Origin of the sequence: Streptomyces sp. SID12501 (assembly GCF_010550245.1) — a bacterium.
Taxonomy (GTDB): domain Bacteria; phylum Actinomycetota; class Actinomycetes; order Streptomycetales; family Streptomycetaceae; genus Streptomyces.
The window spans coordinates 1-17,888 of record NZ_JAAGLU010000025.1 but is presented as its reverse complement, the minus strand read 5'-3'; the positions used below and the strand labels follow the sequence as shown (position 1 = coordinate 17,888).

At 70.5% G+C, this 17,888-nt stretch carries 14 protein-coding genes; 12 read left to right on the top strand and 2 right to left on the bottom strand.

All coding sequences use genetic code 11. The features are described from left to right. The first annotated feature begins 431 nt into the window (after positions 1-431). The 3 genes from G3I71_RS27790 to G3I71_RS27780 all read left to right on the top strand — a co-directional run bounded on the left by G3I71_RS27790 (position 432) and on the right by G3I71_RS27780 (position 6,089). Entirely contained in the window at positions 432-695 is a 264-nt protein-coding gene (locus G3I71_RS27790) for a WhiB family transcriptional regulator (protein ID WP_010034659.1), read from the top strand. A 199-nt stretch (positions 696-894) separates the two neighbouring features. Beyond that, complete coding sequence (locus tag G3I71_RS27785; protein ID WP_164318546.1) at positions 895-4,599, top strand: glycosyltransferase; 3,705 nt, start codon at positions 895-897, stop codon at positions 4,597-4,599. Beyond that, a complete protein-coding gene (locus G3I71_RS27780) occupies positions 4,596-6,089 on the top strand; it encodes a DUF5719 family protein (protein WP_164318544.1) in 1,494 nt (497 codons plus the stop codon). Before G3I71_RS27785 ends, G3I71_RS27780 begins: the two co-directional genes overlap by 4 nt. A 25-nt stretch (positions 6,090-6,114) precedes the next feature. Here the strand turns inward: G3I71_RS27780 and G3I71_RS27775 are convergent, their stop codons facing one another. Next, a complete protein-coding gene (locus G3I71_RS27775; protein WP_164318783.1) occupies positions 6,115-6,570 on the bottom strand; it encodes a metallopeptidase family protein in 456 nt (151 codons plus the stop codon). A gap of 314 nt (positions 6,571-6,884) precedes the next feature. On the opposite strand from G3I71_RS27775, the gene G3I71_RS27770 reads away from it, so the two are divergent. The 8 genes from G3I71_RS27770 (at position 6,885) to G3I71_RS27735 (ending at position 15,222) form a co-directional block, all read left to right on the top strand. After that, positions 6,885-7,304, top strand: coding sequence for a DUF3499 domain-containing protein (locus G3I71_RS27770; RefSeq protein WP_164318542.1), 420 nt, complete (start codon positions 6,885-6,887; stop codon positions 7,302-7,304). Between the two features lie 131 nt (positions 7,305-7,435). Beyond that, positions 7,436-8,803 carry a phosphomannomutase/phosphoglucomutase gene (locus G3I71_RS27765; protein WP_164318540.1) on the top strand — a complete coding sequence of 456 codons (1,368 nt, stop codon included), beginning with the start codon at positions 7,436-7,438 and terminating at the stop codon, positions 8,801-8,803. 167 nt (positions 8,804-8,970) lie between these two features. After that, positions 8,971-9,141: a Trm112 family protein gene (locus G3I71_RS27760; protein WP_133928598.1), complete on the top strand. Its 171-nt coding sequence runs from the start codon at positions 8,971-8,973 to the stop codon at positions 9,139-9,141. A gap of 28 nt (positions 9,142-9,169) precedes the next feature. Beyond that, on the top strand, positions 9,170-10,309 hold the full coding sequence (locus tag G3I71_RS27755; protein ID WP_164318538.1) for an SIS domain-containing protein: 1,140 nt from the start codon (positions 9,170-9,172) through the stop codon (positions 10,307-10,309). A 97-nt stretch (positions 10,310-10,406) separates the two neighbouring features. Then, positions 10,407-11,558 (top strand): mannose-6-phosphate isomerase, class I, encoded by a 1,152-nt coding sequence (gene manA / locus G3I71_RS27750; protein WP_164318536.1) that lies wholly within the window; start codon positions 10,407-10,409, stop codon positions 11,556-11,558. 170 nt (positions 11,559-11,728) lie between these two features. Beyond that, the gene (locus tag G3I71_RS27745) at positions 11,729-12,706 is read left to right on the top strand and encodes a cation diffusion facilitator family transporter (RefSeq protein WP_164318534.1); all 978 of its coding nucleotides are present in this window, start codon (positions 11,729-11,731) and stop codon (positions 12,704-12,706) included. Between the two features lie 272 nt (positions 12,707-12,978). Beyond that, positions 12,979-14,436 carry an adenosylhomocysteinase gene (ahcY, locus tag G3I71_RS27740; RefSeq protein ID WP_164318532.1) on the top strand — a complete coding sequence of 486 codons (1,458 nt, stop codon included), beginning with the start codon at positions 12,979-12,981 and terminating at the stop codon, positions 14,434-14,436. A 168-nt stretch (positions 14,437-14,604) separates the two neighbouring features. After that, positions 14,605-15,222 carry a hypothetical protein gene (locus G3I71_RS27735; RefSeq protein WP_164318530.1) on the top strand — a complete coding sequence of 206 codons (618 nt, stop codon included), beginning with the start codon at positions 14,605-14,607 and terminating at the stop codon, positions 15,220-15,222. Here the strand turns inward: G3I71_RS27735 and G3I71_RS27730 are convergent. After that, a complete protein-coding gene (locus tag G3I71_RS27730; protein WP_164318528.1) occupies positions 15,219-16,169 on the bottom strand; it encodes an RDD family protein in 951 nt (316 codons plus the stop codon). The genes G3I71_RS27735 and G3I71_RS27730 overlap by 4 nt on opposite strands. Before the next feature lie 130 nt (positions 16,170-16,299). Between G3I71_RS27730 and G3I71_RS27725 the strand changes: the two genes are divergently transcribed. Continuing rightward, positions 16,300-17,307 (top strand): stage II sporulation protein M, encoded by a 1,008-nt coding sequence (locus tag G3I71_RS27725; RefSeq protein WP_164318526.1) that lies wholly within the window; start codon positions 16,300-16,302, stop codon positions 17,305-17,307. Positions 17,308-17,888 lie beyond the last annotated feature (581 nt).

Genomic DNA, 17,888 nt, shown 5'->3' with positions numbered 1-17,888 from the left:
GAGTTCGCGAGCATGCCCACAAGGACATCGGTTCACACCATCACTGTCAACTCGACGCCCGGTATGTGGGACATGTTTCACCTCATCCGGTTCATCTCCGTGCTGAAAGGTTTGTTCGCCCGACTTCGCGGACACATGGCGCACAACCAGGCGCAGGACCTCGGAACGAGATCGAACTTCTGGGCGTCCTCTCCCGTACAGGCTCTGCGCGTGGGTAGTCGTTCCCCGGGGCCTCCTCTGCCCTGTCAAGGTTTATGCCGATTTGAACACTTTCCGCATGGCCTTGGTTCCGCAGAGTGAATAAGAGGCCCAATAGCAGATCTCGGCTTGACTCGCCCGGATCAGCACACTTGTAATTTCACTCGTGTCGTTCGGCCGATACCGGTCGACGGCAACCTCACGGGGACGCGAAAGACAGACGAGGGGCGCACATGACCGAGACGGTGCAGCAACTGCTGGTCGACGACGCGGACGAGGAACTCGGCTGGCAGGAGCGCGCGCTGTGCGCCCAGACAGACCCCGAGTCCTTCTTTCCCGAGAAGGGCGGCTCCACCCGCGAGGCCAAGAAGGTCTGCCTCGCGTGCGAGGTCCGCTCCGAGTGCCTTGAGTACGCTCTCGCGAACGACGAACGCTTCGGCATCTGGGGCGGCCTGTCCGAGCGGGAACGCCGCCGTCTCAAGAAGGCCGCGGTCTGAGGCTTACGGCACCGGGATCCACGTAACGCAGCACACGGCAACGCAGCACAACGAACGGCCCGTCGCGGGTGGGGTTGTCCACAGGCGGCGGGCCGCCGTGCTGCCCAGCCGATAGTGTGGCTGTTCGTCCGAGACGCCCCGCCGCTCACAGAGGGCACAGGCGTCCACCACAGTCCACCGAACCGGGGCCCGTACCTCGATGTCCGCGCACAGCCACACCGCAGCCGACTACGGCACTGCCACCACGCCCGAGTTCCCGCGTCACGTGGTGACCGCGGTGCTCGTCTCCCACGACGGCGCCCGCTGGCTGCCCGAGGTGCTCGCCGGGCTGCTCGGGCAGGAGCGCCCGGTGCAGAACGTCATGGGGGCCGACACCGGCAGCGCGGACGACTCCGCCCAGCTGGTCACCGAAGCCCTCGGCGCGGACCGCGTCCTGCACCTCGCCCGCCGCACCGGCTTCGGCCAGGCCGTCGAGGAGGCCAACCGCACGGCGCCCGTCCTCACCCCGGACGAGCTGACGTATCTGAAGCGCCCCAGCGGCTGGGACCCCGTCACCCGCAGCTGGCGCGACGACGCGTACGACATGCCGGAGCTGCCCCACGGGGAGCCGGTGCAGTGGCTCTGGCTGCTGCACGACGACTGCGCCCCCGACCCGGACGCCCTGGCCCAGCTGCTGCGGGTCGTGGAGCACGAGCACGAGTTGGGCCGCGGCGACGACATCGCGGTCGTCGGCCCCAAGCTGCGCGGCTGGTACGACCGCCGACAGCTCCTCGAGGTCGGCGTCACCATCGCCAACTCCGGCCGACGCTGGACCGGCCTGGACCGCCGCGAACAGGACCAGGGCCAGCACGACCACGTCCGCCCGGTGCTGTCCGTGTCCACCGCGGGCATGCTCGTACGGCGCGACGTCTTCGACGAACTCGGCGGCTTCGACCGCCGGCTGCCCCTGATGCGCGACGACGTCGACCTGTGCTGGCGTGCCACCGCCGCCGGCCACCGGGTCCTCGTCGCCCCCGAGGCGGTCGTACGGCATGCCGAGGCGTCCTCCCGTGAGCGCCGCACCGTCGACTGCGTGGGCCGCACCTCCGCGTCCCCGCACAAGGTCGACAAGGCCGGCGCCGTCTACACCCTGCTCGTCAACAGCCGTACCGCGCAGCTGCCCTGGGTGCTGCTGCGCGTGATCCTGGGCACGCTGGTGCGCACGGTGGCGTATCTGGTCGGCAAGGCCCCCGGACAGGCCGTCGACGAGATCCGCGGCCTCCTGGGCACCCTGCTGCGGCCCGAGCGGATCATCGCCGGGCGCCGCCGGCGAGGTGCCGCCCAGATCGACAAGGGCGAGCTGCGAGCCCTGTTCCCGCCGCCCGGCGCGACCGTGCGGGCCACCATCGAACAGGTCGCCGGCGATCTCGGAGGCCGCTCCGACCCCGAGGTCACCTCCGGCGCCGGCCGGCACGGCGGCGCTGTCGAGTCCGGGCCCGGCGGCGACGACGCCGACTTCCTGGAGGTCGAGCAGTTCGTCCGCCTCAAGCGCATCGCCCGCAAGCCCGGCCCGGTGCTCTTCCTCGTACTCCTGCTCGTCTCGCTCGTCGCCTGCCGTGAACTCATCGGCGGCGGTGCCCTCGTGGGTGGCGCGCTGCTGCCCGCGCCGGCCGACTCCGCAGAACTCTGGGCGCGTTACCTGGACGCCTGGCATCCGGTGGGTGCGGGCGACACCTCGTCGGCGCCGCCCTATCTGGCGCTCGTCGCGATGCTCGCCTCCACGCTGTTCGGCTCGGCGGGCCTCGCGGTCACCGTCCTGCTGATCGCCTCGGTGCCGCTGGCCGGCTTCACCGCGTACTTCGCCTCCCGCCCGCTCGTCGAATCGCGGCTCCTGCGCGCGTGGGCGGCCGTCGTCTACGCTTTCTTGCCCGCCACCACCGGAGCCCTGGCGGGCGGCCGGATCGGCACCGCCGTACTCGCCGGCCTCCTGCCCCTGATGGCCCGCGCGGGCATCGCGGCAAGCGGTCTGACGCACGCGTCGGGAGCGCGCGGCAGCTGGCGGGCCACCTGGGCGTACACGTTGCTGCTGACGATCACCACCGCCTTCACACCGATCGTGTGGCCCATCGCGCTGCTGCTCGGTCTCGCGCTCCTCGTCGTGCGGCGGGGTGAGATCACCGCCTATGGGCTGCGCTTCCTGGCTCAGTTGGGCGTGCCCCTGCTGGTGCTGGCCCCCTGGTCGCTGTCCCTGCTCCCGTTCGGCTTCTTCCAGGAAGCCGGTCTGGAGTACGGCTCCGGCTCTGCCGGAGCCCTCGACCTCCTCAGCGCCAGCCCGGGCGGCCCCGGCACGGTCAGCGGGCTGATGCTCATCGGCGTCGTGCTGGCCGCACTGGCCGCCCTGCTGCGCACCGAGCGCCAGTTCGGCATCTGGACGGCCTGGGTGATCGCCCTGGTGGCACTCGTCTTCGCGGTCCTCTCGAACAGTTCGACGTGGGCCGGACCCGCCACCCTCGTCTACGGCCTCGCCCTGCTGGCCGCCGCCGCGCTCGGCGCCGACGGGGCACGCTCGCGCGTGGCCGAGCAGAGCTTCGGCTGGCGCCAGCCGGTCGCCGCCCTGATCGCGTTCGCCGCCGCCGCGGGCCCACTGCTCCTCGCCGCCGGCTGGATGATCGGCGGCGCCGACGGACCACTGGAACGGCGCGACCCCGTCCAGGTGCCCGCGTTCGTCGCCGAGGAGAGCGGCACCCGCGACCAGGCCCGCACCCTGGTCCTGGCCAGCGACTCCACAGCCCGCGTCGGCTACACCCTCGTCCGCGGTTCCGGCGCCCGGCTCGGAGACGGCGAACTCGCCGCCCAGAGCGGTGAGAACGAACTCCTCGACAAGGTCGTCGCCAACCTCGTCGCGGGCTCCGGCGCCGACCAGGCCGACGAACTCGGCGGCTTCGCCGTGCGCTACGTCCTCGTCCACAAGGGCGCGCCCCGCCAGGTCAGCCGCGTCCTCGACGCCACGCCCGGCCTGAGCAGGCTCAGCCAGCAGGACGGTGGCGCACTGTGGCGCGTCGACCGGCAGGTCTCGCGCGCCGCCGTCGTCCCGGCGTCCGGCACCGGAGCCCCGCTGCCCGTCGCCGCCGGACCCGTCGACATCCACACCACGATCCCGGCCGGCTCCGGCAGTCGCGTCCTGCGCCTCGCCGACTCCGCCGACGAGGCCTGGACGGCCACGCTGGACGGCAAGCCCCTCACCCCCACCACCCTCGACGGCTGGGCCCAGGGCTTCGAGCTTCCCTCCTCCGGAGGGAAGCTGGACGTCACCTTCGACACCCCGATGGGGCACACCGCCTGGCTGTGGACGCAGGGCGCGCTCGCCGTCGTCCTCGTCGTCATGGCCCTGCCGGGCCGTCGCCGGAACGTCGACGACGACCTTCCCGAGGAAGAGCGCGAGATCCCCGCCCAGGCCACCACCGGCGAGGGCCGCCGCGCCCGCCGCCTGCGCGCCCAGGCGGAGGCCGACCAGACAGACCAGAGCGAACACAGCGACGAACACGCCGAGTTCCCCTCCGCCACCCCTCCTCCTCCGGAGGAGGCCCCGGCCGCGATCCCGCAGCAGCAGCCGTACGGCGACGAATGGAACACCGCGGCCTACGCGGGCACCCAGTACGACGGCTACAGCGCCGACCAGTACCAGAACACCCAGCAGTACCCGCCTGGCACCTACGACCCGGCGTACCAGGGGGATCCGTACCAGAGCGGCCAGTACGACCCGTACGCGTACGGCGGTTCGCCGCAGACGACGTCGTACGACCAGACGTACACCCAGGGTTACGACCCCGCGTACGACCCGGCGCAGCCACAGCAGCCACAGCAGCCACAGCAGCCACCGCAGCCGCACCCGCAGGGTGAGCGCCCCGACGGGAGCCAGCAGTGAACCGCACCACCATCTCCCTGCTCGCCGGCACGACCGCGCTCGCCGCCGTCACCGGCTTCGCCTCCATCAGCACACCGGACGCGTCCGACGCGGGCACGGCCAAGGCCGCCGCCCAGCTGCCCGTGGAGCGCACGAGCCTGCTCTGCCCGGCTCCCAGCACCTCCGACCTCGCGGAGACGACGTACACGTCCTTCACACCCGTCACAGAGGGCACCGGGAGCGACGGCAAGGCCGAACTGGCCGCCGCCACCGCCGAGTCGGCCACCGGCGCGAAGGGGAAGGGCAAGGCGAAGGCCGCCAAGCCCGTCCTCGCCCCCAAGGAGCCCGGCAAGCCCGTCACCGGGGACACCTCGGGCGGTGACGCGCCCGCGCTCGTCGGCACCGCCGAGGGGAAGTTCGCGCCGGGCTGGACCGTGCAGGAGACCACCGAGGTCGCCGCGGGCACCGGACGCGGCCTGCTGGGCGTCAACTGCACCGTCCCGGACACCGAGTTCTGGTTCCCGGGCGCCAGTACCGCCGCCGACCGCACGGACTACGTGCATCTGACCAACCCGGACGACTCCGCCGCGGTCGTCGACATCGAGCTGTACGGCAAGGACGGCAGCCTCAAGTCCGAGGTGGGCGAGGGCATCACGGTCCCGCCGCACGGCAGCGAGCCGATCCTGCTGTCCACGCTCACCGACGGACCGCAGGCCGACCTCACCGTGCACGTGAGCGTGCGCAGCGGCCGGGTCGGCGCCGCCGTCCAGGCCCTGGACGCCAGGACCGGCGGCGACTGGCTGACGGCGTCCACCGAACCGACGGGCAGCCTGGTCCTGCCGGGCATCCCCAAAGACGCCACCTCCGTGCGCCTGATCGCCTTCGCGCCCGGCGACAGCGACGCCGACCTGAAGGTGCGCCTCGCCTCCCCGACCGGCCTGATCACCCCGGTCGGCAACGAGACGCTGCACATCAAGGCGGGCATGACGGCCGCCGTCGACCTCGGTGACCTCACCCGCGGCGAGGCGGGCTCCCTGGTGCTCACCCCGACCGGCACATCGGTGCCGGTCGTCGCCGCCCTGGAGGTCGTACGCGGCAAGGGCGCCAAGCAGGAGAGCGCGTTCATCCCGGCCACGGGCCCGGTCTCCGCGCGCGCGACGGTCGTCGACAACACTGCCAAGGGCACCACACTCTCCCTGACCGCTCCGGGCCGCGCCGCCCAGGTGAAGGTCACGGCGTCCGCGGGCAGCGAGGGCGGTACGGCGGCGACGAAGACGTACACGATCAAGGGCGGCACCACCCAGGACGTCGAACTCCCCGTCCCGGCCGGCCTGAAGGGCACGTACGCGCTGACGGTCGAGCGGGTCTCCGGGGGAGACGTCTACGCGTCCCGGACCCTCGCGGCCCCGGCCGACGGCATCCCGGCCTTCACGATCCAGACGCTGCCGGACGACCGGGGGACGGTGGCGGTACCCGACGCGGAGCAGGACCTGTCGGTCCTGCAGAAGTGATCGCCCCGAGAGGCATCAAGGGGTGTCAGTCCGAGTCTTCGCCGTACCGCGGATCCACGGTGTCCGGGGTGAGCCCCAGCAACTCGGCGACCTGCTCGACCACGACCTCGTGGACCAGGGCCGCGCGTTCGTCGCGGCCCTTGGTCCGGATCTCGACCGGGCGGCGATAGATCACCACGCGCGCGGGGTGACCCTCGCGGGCGGCGATCGTGCCTCCCAGAGGGACTGTTTCGTCGGCCCAGGCCTCGGGCGACCCTTCGAGCTGCGGTACTTCGAGGACGAGGAAGTCGAAGTCCGCGAGCTGTGGCCACCGCCGCTCCAGCCGCTCCACGGAGTCCTGCACCAGATCCGCGAACCCCTCGGCGCGGCTCGCGGAGAGCGGAACCTGCGGAGGTGCCACGGGGCCGCGCATGCCACGGCCGTGGCGATCACGGCGGCGGGGTCCGGGGCCTGCGGCGCGGGGCGGTACGGGGTTGTCCATCACTGACGAAGCGTAGTCCCCGCGACCGCCGCACGGGCGCCGGGCACGCTGCACCCCTGGGCATCGACCGGGGCAGCCAGGCCCGTCGGCGACATGTCGCAGGATGATCATTTCAGCCAAGATCGGGCTCGATTTCGCATGCCCCTTGACCGCCGAAGACCGCCGGTCTCATGGCACTTGGCATGGTTTATGCCAAGTGTCGACCGGAACCAGGATCGTTCGGTATCTCGTACCCCGCTGTCGCCCCAGGTCAACGAGGTGTCCCGGAAGACCCGTGTGGGCGGTTTCACACCCCGACACGGGAGAGTGGCCTGGTGGGGAGTCGTCGCGGCCCGCTCAAGAGTGCGGTACCGTCCAACGTCGTGAGCCCTGTACGTCGCTGTTCGCGCACCGCTTGCGGCCGTCCCGCCGTCGCGACGCTGACGTACGTCTACGCCGACTCGACCGCGGTCCTCGGCCCTCTCGCCACCTACGCCGAACCCCACTGCTACGACCTGTGCGCCGAGCACTCCGAACGCCTCACCGCGCCGCGCGGCTGGGAGGTCGTCCGGCTCCTGGACAGCTCAGCTCCCGCGCGGCCCAGCGGAGACGATCTGGAAGCGCTCGCCAACGCGGTCCGCGAAGCGGCCCGCCCGCCGGGGCGGACGGGCGAAGCCGGCGGAGCCCGCACGGCGGACCCGCGCGAGGTCGCCCGACGCGGACACCTGAGAGTCCTGCGCTCACCGGACAACTGAGCCACTGGAGCCGTTTTCGGCCTCCTCCCCATCCGCGCGTCCAAGCCCTCGCCGCCACCTCCTGCCACAGGGATGTGTCAGTCAGGGCGGGTAGTTTGGGGCGACCGATGGGACTTTCCGAAGGGTTGGCCATGTCTGCAGATCTGTCGCAGCTCGTGAAGGCGTACGACGTACGTGGTGTGGTCCCGGACCAGTGGGACGAGCCGCTGGCGGAACTGTTCGGCGCCGCCTTCATCCAGGTGACCGGGGCGGACGCGATCGTGGTCGGGCACGACATGCGGCCCTCGTCGCCCGGCCTGTCGCGGGCCTTCGCGCGCGGGGCGGCGGCACACGGCGTCGACGTGACCGAGATCGGACTGTGCTCCACGGACCAGCTCTACTACGCGTCGGGCGCTTTCGGCCTGCCCGGCGCCATGTTCACCGCCTCGCACAACCCGGCCCGGTACAACGGCATCAAGATGTGCCGGGCGGGCGCCGCACCGGTCGGCCAGGACACGGGCCTCGCCGACATCCGTGAACTCGTGGAGTCCTGGCTGGACTCGGGCGCACCGGAGCCGGAGGCCGTAACACCGGGAACGATCACGCGGCGGGACACGTTGGAGGACTACGCGGCACACCTCCGCTCGCTCGTCGACCTGACCTCCATCCGCCCCCTGAAGGTCGTCGTCGACGCGGGCAACGGCATGGGCGGCCACACGGTCCCGACGGTCTTCGCCGGCCTGCCCCTCACCCTCGTCCCCATGTACTTCGAGCTGGACGGCACGTTCCCGAACCACGAGGCCAACCCGCTCGACCCGGCCAACCTCGTGGACCTGCAGAAGCGTGCCCGCGAGGAGAACGCAGACCTCGGCATCGCCTTCGACGGTGACGCGGACCGCTGTTTCGTGGTCGACGAACACGGCGACCCGGTCTCGCCGTCGGTGATCACGGCCCTGGTGGCCTCCCGCGAGCTGGCCCGCAACGGCGGTTCCGGCACGGTCATCCACAACCTGATCACCTCCTGGTCGGTCCCGGAGGTCGTCCGCGAACAGGGCGGCACACCGGTACGCACGCGCGTGGGCCACTCCTTCATCAAGGCCGAGATGGCGCGCACGGGTGCGATCTTCGGCGGCGAGCACTCCGCGCACTACTACTTCAAGGACTTCTGGAACGCGGACACCGGCATGCTGGCCGCCCTGCACGTCCTCGCCGCGCTCGGCGGCCAGGACGGCCCTCTGTCGGCCCTCGTCGCCCAGTACGACCGGTACACCGGCTCCGGCGAGATCAACTCCACGGTGGACGACCAGACAGGCCGCCTGGCCGCCATCAAGACGGCGTACGAAGGTCAGGAGGGCGTCGAGCTGGACGAGTTGGACGGACTGACGGTCACCGCGACGGACTGGTGGTTCAACGTCCGCCCGTCCAACACGGAACCCCTGCTGCGCCTGAACACGGAGGCGCGCGACGAGGCGACGATGGCAAAGGTCCGGGACGAGGTACTGGGCCTCATCCGAGGCTGACGGATACCTTCCAGCACCTTTCAGCGCGTCCGGGGGCGCCGCATCCGTTCAGCGGCTCCGCCGCGGTCCCTCCCGGCCCGACCCTCACCCGCTCCACGCCCGACACCCCGTCCCCCACGGCGGTACCCTGACCAGGCCACATCCGCGCACCCCCGAAGGGACACCACATGCCGCTCGAAGCCGGCCTCCTGGAGATCCTCGCCTGCCCGGCCTGCCATGCTCCCCTCAAGGAGCAGGAGACCGAGCTGATCTGCACCGGTCAGGACTGCGGCCTGGCGTACCCCGTCCGGGACGGAATCCCCGTACTGCTCGTCGACGAGGCCCGCCGCCCCGCGTAACCCGCCCCGGCGATCGGAGGTGCCACCCATGCTCGACGAATCGCTGCTCGACGCCCCCGAGGCGTTGGCGGACGCAGACCGCCGCGGCCTCCTGCGCGGCGCGGCGGAAGCGGGCGCCCGCGTCCGAACCGCCGCCCGCCACGCGGCGGAGGCGGGCATCAACGACCTGAAACCGGACGGCCGCCCCCGCGCCGTCCTGATCGCGGGCCCCGGCGCCGCCGCGAACTGCGTCGCCGACCTCCTCGGCACCCTCGCCGGCGCGACCAGCCCCGTCATCCGCCTGGTCCCCACGGGCGTCGCCCCCGCGGCAGGCGCCCTGCGCTGGGAGCTGCCGGGCTGGGCCGGTTCCGTGGATCTGCTCCTGATCGCCACCCCCGACGGCACCGAACCCGGCCTGTCACTGCTCGCCGAGCAGGCCTACCGCCGCGGCTGTACGGTCGTCGCCGTCGCCCCCGCCGACACCCCGATCGCCGAGACGGTGCAGGGCGCGGCCCATGGTCTGTTCGTACGCATGGCGACTGCCCCGAACGAACAGGAGGAGGCGGACCAGCAGCTCGCCGCGTCCGCCCCCGGGATCCTGTGGGCGCTGCTCATCCCGCTGCTCGTCCTGCTCGACGGCACCGGCCTGCTCACCGCCCCGCCGGACGCGCTCGAGAAGGTCGCCGACCGCCTCGACCACATCGCCGAACGATGCGGCCCGGCTGTCGCGACGTACAGCAATCCGGCCAAGACCCTCGCCGTCGAACTCACGGACAAGCTCCCGGTGGTCTGGACGGAGGGCACGTCGGCCGGGCCCGTGGGCCGCCGGTTCGCCGCCGCCCTCGCCGAACTCGCCGGCCGCCCCGCGCTCGCCGCCGAACTCCCCGAGGCGCTCGCCGCGCACGGCTCCCTGCTCGCGAGCCGGCTCGCCGCGGGCGCCGACCCCGACGACTTCTTCCGCGACCGGGTGAGCGAGGCACCCGCCCTGCACGCGCGCGTGGTCCTGCTCCGAGACCGCCCGACCGGCGGTCTCACCGCCGCCCCCGCCGCCCGCGAACTCGCCCTCGGCCACGACACGGCGATCAGCGAGCTCGAACCGGAGGACGGCGCCGAACTGGAGACCCTGGCGGAACTGATCGCCACCACGGACTTCGCCGCGGTGTACATGGCGCTGACTGCCGGAACCTGACCCGACGAGCGAAGAACCGCGTAAGGCCCACAGCCCCCGAACCGTCTCACTCGCCTCACCTCGCCCCCTCCTTCGACCTGCACGCAGAAAGACCGGTATGGACCGCCTCGACAACACCATCCGCCCCTACGCCTGGGGTTCCACCACCGCCATCGCGGCGCTCCTCGGCACCGAGCCGACCGGGGAACCGCAGGCGGAGATGTGGATGGGCGCCCACCCCGGCGCCCCCTCGCGCACCGGACGCGGCACGCTTGTCGAGGTCATCGACGCCGACCCGCAGGGCGAACTCGGCGCGGCGGCCGTCGTCAAATTCGGCCCCCGGCTGCCCTTCCTCCTCAAGATCCTCGCGGCCGGCGCCCCCCTCTCCCTCCAGGTGCACCCCAACCTCGCCCAGGCGAAGGAGGGTTACGCGGACGAGGAGAACCGCGGGATCCCGGTGGACGCCGGGCACCGCAACTACAAGGACGCCAACCACAAGCCCGAACTGATCTGCGCCCTCACCGAGTTCGACGGCCTGTGCGGCTTCCGCGACCCCTCGCAGACCGCCGACCTCCTCGCGGGCCTGGAGGTCGACTCCCTCAAGCCGTACGTCGACCTGCTGCGCGCCCACCCCGAGGAGGCGGCGCTGCGCGAAGTCCTGACGGCCGTACTCAGCGCGGACCGCGAGGACATGGCCCGCACGGTCACCGAGACCGCGACCGCCTGCGCCCGCCTCGGCGGCGACTACGCCCCCTACGCGGACATCGCCCAGCACTACCCCGGCGACCCGGGCGTCATCGCGGCCATGCTCCTCAACCGCGTCCGACTCCAGCCCGGCGAGGCCCTGTTCCTCGGCGCCGGCATCCCGCACGCCTACCTCAACGGCCTCGGCGTCGAGATCATGGCCAACTCGGACAACGTCCTGCGCTGCGGCCTGACCCCCAAGCACGTCGACGTCCCCGAACTCCTGCGTGTCGTCCGCTTCGAGGCGACCGGCCCCGGCGTACTGCGCCCGGAGGCCGCCGCCGACGGCGAGGAGGTCTACGACACCCCCATCGACGAGTTCCGCCTCTCCCGGTACGTCCTCCCGGAGGGGACACCCGCCCGCGACCTCACCCTCCCGACCCCGCAGATCCTGCTCTGCACGGCAGGCTCGATCCGTACCGGAGACATCGAACTCGCCCCCGGCCAGTCGGTCTTCGTACCCGCGAACGAAAAAGCCGAGGTGTCCGGCCCCGGCACGGTGTTCCGGGCGACAGTCGTCGTCTGACACATCTCCGAGGACCGCCGGAGACTGTTCGAGTACATCCCGGGCACTGGTTGCCGGGGTCCGTGTGACAGCCTGGCGGGCCGTTGCCGGAGGGGGCTGCAACAATGACCCACCGGCAAAGGGCGGGCAAAGCCCGGGACAGCGAACGTACGAAGGGACAACGCGAACACATGAGCGCGTCAGGCGGCACCAGGGCGATCGTGGCGGCACTCGGCGCCAACCTCGCGATCGCGGCAGCGAAGTTCGTGGCGTTCCTCTTCAGCGGTTCGTCGTCGATGCTCGCGGAGTCCGTGCACTCGCTCGCCGACTCCGGCAACCAGGGCCTGCTCCTCCTCGGCGGCAAGAAGGCCCAGCGCGAGGCGACCCCGCAACACCCCTTCGGCTACGGCCGCGAGCGGTACATCTACGCCTTCCTCGTCTCCATCGTGCTCTTCTCCGTCGGCGGCATGTTCGCGATCTACGAGGGCTTCGAGAAGATCAAGCACCCGCACGAGATCGAGCACTGGTACTGGCCGGTGGGCGTCCTCGTCTTCGCGATCATCGCCGAGGGCTTCTCCTTCCGTACGGCCATCAAGGAGTCCAACCCGCTGCGCGGCAACGAGTCCTGGAAGGACTTCGTCCGCCATGCCAAGGCCCCCGAACTGCCCGTCGTCCTCCTGGAGGACCTCGGCGCGCTCGTCGGCCTGGTCCTGGCCCTCGGCGGCGTCGGCCTCGCCCTCGCCACCGGCGACGGCGTCTGGGACGGCATCGGCACCCTCTGCATCGGCATCCTGCTCATCCTGATCGCCCTGGTACTGGCCGTCGAGACCAAGTCCCTGCTGTTGGGCGAGGCCGCGGGCCCGGAAGCGGTCGTGCAGATCGAGAAGGCGATCGTCGACGGCGACACCGTCACCGGCATCATCCACATGCGCACGCTCCACCTCGGCCCCGAGGAACTCCTGGTCGCCGCCAAGATCGCCGTCCAGCACGACGACACCGCCGCCGAGGTGGCCACCGCGATCAACGCCGCCGAGTCCCGTATCCGCGCCGCCGTCCCGATCGCCCGCGTCATCTACCTGGAACCGGACATCTACAGCGAGAAGGACGCCACCAAGGGCCCCGACCGCGAGGCCACCCCGGGCGGCCCGGCCCAGCCCGCCGCCCACTGAGTTCCCTTCCACTCGGTATTGGTCTGTCCTGATGTGTCCGTAGGCGGGCTGGGGGCGGCCGGGCCGACAGGTGTAGCTTGGGACGGAGCCAGACGTCGCTGCTGATGGCGGTCGGGCGGTCCCACTGCGGACCGGCCGAGGGAGAGAGGGCCTCCGACGGACTGTGCTGCGCGTACATGGGGCATGCCCGTGCCCTCTTCGGGCACCCCTGTGTCCGCCGCCGCGCAGACCAGCCGTATCCACCTCGCCCCAACCTTCAGGAGCAGCCCGTAATGACGACTGTCGACGCCCGACAGGACTTCAAGGTCGCTGATCTCTCCCTGGCCGAGTTCGGCCGCAAGGAGATCACCCTCGCCGAGCACGAGATGCCCGGCCTGATGTCCATCCGCAGGGAGTTCGCCGCCACCCAGCCGCTGGCCGGTGCCCGGATCATGGGCTCGCTGCACATGACCGTGCAGACCGCCGTCCTGATCGAGACCCTGGTCGCCCTTGGCGCCGAGGTCCGCTGGGTGTCCTGCAACATCTTCTCCACCCAGGACCACGCGGCTGCCGCCATCGCGGTAGGCCCGAACGGCACGCCCGAGAACCCGCAGGGCATCCCGGTCTTCGCCTGGAAGGGCGAGACCCTGGAAGAGTACTGGTGGTGCACGGAGCAGGCCCTGACCTGGCCGAACACCCCCACCGGCGGCCCGAACATGATCCTGGACGACGGTGGCGACGCCACGATGCTCGTCCACAAGGGCGTCGAGTACGAGAAGGACGGCAAGGTCCCCTCGCCCGACACCGCCGAGTCCGACGAGCACCGCGTCGTCCTCGAGCTCCTCGGCCGGACCATCACCGACGGCTCGCAGAAGTGGACCCAGGTCGCCTCGGAGATCCGCGGCGTGACCGAGGAGACCACCACCGGTGTCCACCGCCTGTACGAGATGCAGCGCGACGGCGCCCTCCTGTTCCCGGCGATCAACGTCAACGACGCCGTCACCAAGTCGAAGTTCGACAACAAGTACGGCTGCCGCCACTCCCTGATCGACGGCATCAACCGCGCCACCGACGTCCTCATCGGCGGCAAGACCGCAGTCGTCTTCGGCTACGGCGACGTGGGCAAGGGCTGCGCGGAGTCCCTGCGCGGCCAGGGCGCCCGCGTGATCATCACCGAGATCGACCCGATCTGCGCGCTGCAGGCGGCGATGGACGGCTACCAGGTCGCGACCCTCGACGACGTCGTCGACAAGGCCGACATCTTCATCACCACGACCGGCAACAAGGACATCATCATGGCCGCCGACATGGCCAAGATGAAGCACCAGGCGATCGTCGGCAACATCGGCCACTTCGACAACGAGATCGACATGGCCGGCCTGGCCAAGATCCCGGGCATCGTCAAGGACGAGGTCAAGCCGCAGGTCCACACCTGGAAGTTCCCCGACGGCAAGGTCCTCATCGTGCTGTCGGAGGGCCGCCTGCTGAACCTGGGCAACGCCACCGGTCACCCGTCGTTCGTGATGTCCAACTCCTTCGCGGACCAGACCCTGGCCCAGATCGAGCTGTTCACCAAGCCCGAGGAGTACCCGACCGACGTCTACGTGCTGCCCAAGCACCTCGACGAGAAGGTCGCCCGCCTCCACCTCGACGCGCTCGGCGTGAGGCTGACCACGCTCCGCCCTGAGCAGGCCTCGTACATCGGCGTAGAGGTCCAGGGCCCGTACAAGCCGGACCACTACCGCTACTGAGTCGGCACCCAGCCAGTGGTGAGCACGTCCGTGCACTGACGCGCTCACCACCAGCAGGTCCTCCGAGGCAGGCCCCCGCACCCCCGTGCCGGGGGCCTGCCCCTTTACCGAGGCTCAGCGGCTCGAAAGCCCAAGCGACAGTGACAGTCCGAAAAACCCAGGACACCCATGCCCCGCGGCCGTTATTCGCTCCACGATCCGCACGATCACACCCCTCTCGCAGAAGAACACTTCCACTGCGCCCCCGGCCCCTCCGGCTGGCGCTATGTCTCCCAACTGACCACCCCCTCGGGCGACCACAGCGGTTCCGTCGACCTCACCATCGACGACCTGGGCCGTCCGATCCGCCTCGAACTCCACGCGGCGAGCTGGCAGGTCCGCGGTGCCGCACTCGACGGCGTCACCTGGGTACGCACCGACCCCACCGGCACTCACGCCGCTGAAGGCAACGTCCGAGCCCATGCCTTCACCGGCACATCCCCCGCGTTCCTGGTCGCCACCGCCCGCCTCCTGCGCCTCACCCCCTCCGCTGCCGCAACCCGCGTACGCCTCGTCGCCCTCACCGACCCGGTCCTCGCCCCCCGCACCGTGGACCAGTCCTGGGCCTTGGTGAAAAGAGAAGCACACGCCACTGACAACGCCCCCCTGACAGTGGACGAATACCAGGTCACAGCCCTGGACACAGGCGAACAGCATGCCGTACACATCGCCGGCGACGTGGTCCTCGCCGCACCCGGCATCGAGCTGGAACACCTCGAGTCCCCGCCGTCGACGTTCGCCGACTAGGCGGGCGGCGCGAACCCACCAGAAGAGCGGCGATCACCGGCCTGGTGCTGCGGCGCGGCTTCGACAACCGGGACGGGCGCGGCGGCTTGGACGACCGCAGGATAGGGACCCCCAGCGGGTGGATAGGTGACCGCAGCAGGCGGTTGCGGCGCCGGAGCCCCGAAAGATCCAGGCACCCCGGGTCCACTGATCGCAGCCCCCCTCCCGAACGCCCGCCGAGCCTCCCGGACCTGCCGCTCCTGCACCACGGCCGCCAGATAGGCGGCCGGAGGAACATCCCGCGGCGCGGGAGTCCCCGTACGCGCCGCCACATCGGCGGCGAGCCGCTCGGCCATGGCCGAGCCCACCTGCGGATCCAGTTGCCGCATGCGCGTCAGATACTGACGTACGGCCAGCCACAACCCGTCGGGCACGCCCGACAGATCGAGCTCCGCGAACCGTCCGGACAACCAGGGCGGCGGAGGAGGAACGAACGCGGTCCGACCGACGGGCACTCGCTCCCGTACGACGAGCGTGCCCGCGACGACATCACCGAGCCGCCGTCCCCGCGCCGAGACGAGCGAGGCGATACAGGCCACCACCCCGAACGTCATCAGAATCTCGACCACACCGACAGCACCCCGTACCAGCGCATGCCGAAACCGGATCGGCCCGCCGTCGTCCCGCACCACCCGTAGACCGCACGCCATCTTGCCGAGCGAACGGCCATGGCTGAGCGTCTCGACCGCGATCGGCGCGCCCACCAGAACCAGAATGAACGCCGCGATGGACAGAGCGACCTGTGCCGCCTCGTCCAGCGAGGCCGTCGATATGACCAGAACGATGGTGACGATGGTGTAGACCAATCCGATCACAACAAGGTCGAGCATCACGGCAAGCGCCCTGCTGGGCAGTTTCGCGGGGCGCAACTCCAGCGCCACCGCCTCGCCCGTAACCAGCTCACTCACGCCTGCCGTCCTTCCCCTGACCTGCCCCTGGAACCACCAGTCTGCCAAGCTGAAGGGGCATCGCGCCGCAGTACGACAAACCGACACCCACGACGTGCAGTCGATGAACAGCCGAGGAGCAGGCAAAACGATGGACCTCGACGTCTTCGTCTCCGCCCACCGCGCCGAGTGGGACCGCCTGGACGCACTGCTGAGCCGCCGACGCCGCCTCACCGGCGCCGAGGTGGACGAACTCGTGGCCCTCTACCAGCGCACCGCCACTCACCTCTCGCTGATCCAGTCGAGCGCCCCGGACCCCCAGCTGACCGGTCGGCTCAGCCAACTCGTGGCACGCGCGCGTAGTGCTGTGACAGGAACCCGCCGCGCCTCCTGGCGCGATGTCACGCGCTTCCTCACACACGGTTTCCCCGCGGCGGTCTACCGAGCGCGCCACTGGTGGGTCCCCACCGCGCTCATCTCCACGGCGGTGGCCGTTCTCCTGGGATGGTGGATAGGCACGCACCCCGAAGTGCAGTCCTCCATAGCGGCCCCCGACGAACTGCGCGCCCTCACCCGCCCCGGTGGCGAGTACGAGACGTACTACTCGAGCCACCCCGCGGCTTCCTTCGCCGCCCACGTGTGGACGAACAACGCCCAGGCCGCCGCGATGTGCCTGGTCCTGGGAGTCTTCCTCTGCGTCTTCGTCATCTGGATCCTCTTCCAGAACATGCTCAACGTGGCCATCGGCCTCGGCCTGATGTCCTCGGCGGGCCGACTCGACACCTTCCTCGGCCTGATCCTGCCGCACGGCCTACTGGAACTGACCGCGGTCTTCGTAGCCGCGGGTACGGGTCTGCGCCTCGGCTGGACCGTCATCGACCCGGGCCCGCGGTCCCGCCGCACGGCACTTGCGGAGGAAGGACGAGCAGCCCTGGGAATGGCGATCGGCCTGGCCCTGGTCCTCTTCGTCTCGGGTGCCATAGAAGGCTTCGTCACCCCCTCGGGCCTGCCCACCTGGGCGCGCATCACGATCGGGGTCGTCGCCGAACTGGCCTTCCTCGCGTACGTCTATGTCCTCGGCGGTCGCGCGGTCCGAGCCGGAGAGACGGGCGACCTTGAGTCGGTCGAGCGCAGCGCCGCCGTCCCCACGGCTGCCTGATGTGCGGACACACCTGCCGGACTGCTAGTCTCCTCTTCGCCCTACAAGAGCCGTTGACGCGGAGCGAGTGGGGAGGTAGGTTGGAGCAGTTGCCTAGAACCGGACAGGTTCGGTGGCGGCGGTAAAAATCTACTGGTTGCTCGAGGACTTGGATTCTTGAGGACCACATCCCGATGAATCTCAGGAATGAACAGCCGGTCAGTCCGGCCAAAACTTCTGATAAAGTCGGAGTCGCCGGAAAGGGAAACGCGAAAGCGGAAACCTGGAAAGCGCCGAGGAAATCGGATACGGAAACGGTCTGGTAGAGTCGGAAACGCAAGATCGAAGGGAAAGCCCGGAGGAAAGCCCGAGAGGGTGAGTACGAAGGAAGCGTCCGTTCCTTGAGAACTCAACAGCGTGCCAAAAATCAACGCCAAGTTTGTTGATACCCCGTCTCTCCCGTTCGGGAGGACGAGGTTCCTTTGAAGTAGTAAACACAGCGAGGACGCTGTGAACGGTCGGGCTTATTCCGCTTGACTGTTCCGCTCTCGTGGTGTGACCCGATTACGGGTTGACATTCACGGAGAGTTTGATCCTGGCTC

Excerpts from the sequence above, each read along its gene's own strand:
- G3I71_RS27790 (WP_010034659.1), top strand. The coding sequence starts at position 432 with ATGACCGAGACGGTGCAGCAACTGCTGGTCGACGACGCGGACGAGGAA.
- G3I71_RS27785 (WP_164318546.1), top strand. The coding sequence starts at position 895 with ATGTCCGCGCACAGCCACACCGCAGCCGACTACGGCACTGCCACCACG.
- G3I71_RS27775 (WP_164318783.1), bottom strand. The coding sequence starts at position 6,570 with ATGGACAACCCCGTACCGCCCCGCGCCGCAGGCCCCGGACCCCGCCGC.
- G3I71_RS27765 (WP_164318540.1), top strand. The coding sequence starts at position 7,436 with ATGTCTGCAGATCTGTCGCAGCTCGTGAAGGCGTACGACGTACGTGGT.
- G3I71_RS27760 (WP_133928598.1), top strand. The coding sequence starts at position 8,971 with ATGCCGCTCGAAGCCGGCCTCCTGGAGATCCTCGCCTGCCCGGCCTGC.
- G3I71_RS27755 (WP_164318538.1), top strand. The coding sequence starts at position 9,170 with ATGCTCGACGAATCGCTGCTCGACGCCCCCGAGGCGTTGGCGGACGCA.
- manA (WP_164318536.1), top strand. The coding sequence starts at position 10,407 with ATGGACCGCCTCGACAACACCATCCGCCCCTACGCCTGGGGTTCCACC.
- G3I71_RS27745 (WP_164318534.1), top strand. The coding sequence starts at position 11,729 with ATGAGCGCGTCAGGCGGCACCAGGGCGATCGTGGCGGCACTCGGCGCC.
- ahcY (WP_164318532.1), top strand. The coding sequence starts at position 12,979 with ATGACGACTGTCGACGCCCGACAGGACTTCAAGGTCGCTGATCTCTCC.
- G3I71_RS27735 (WP_164318530.1), top strand. The coding sequence starts at position 14,605 with ATGCCCCGCGGCCGTTATTCGCTCCACGATCCGCACGATCACACCCCT.
- G3I71_RS27725 (WP_164318526.1), top strand. The coding sequence starts at position 16,300 with ATGGACCTCGACGTCTTCGTCTCCGCCCACCGCGCCGAGTGGGACCGC.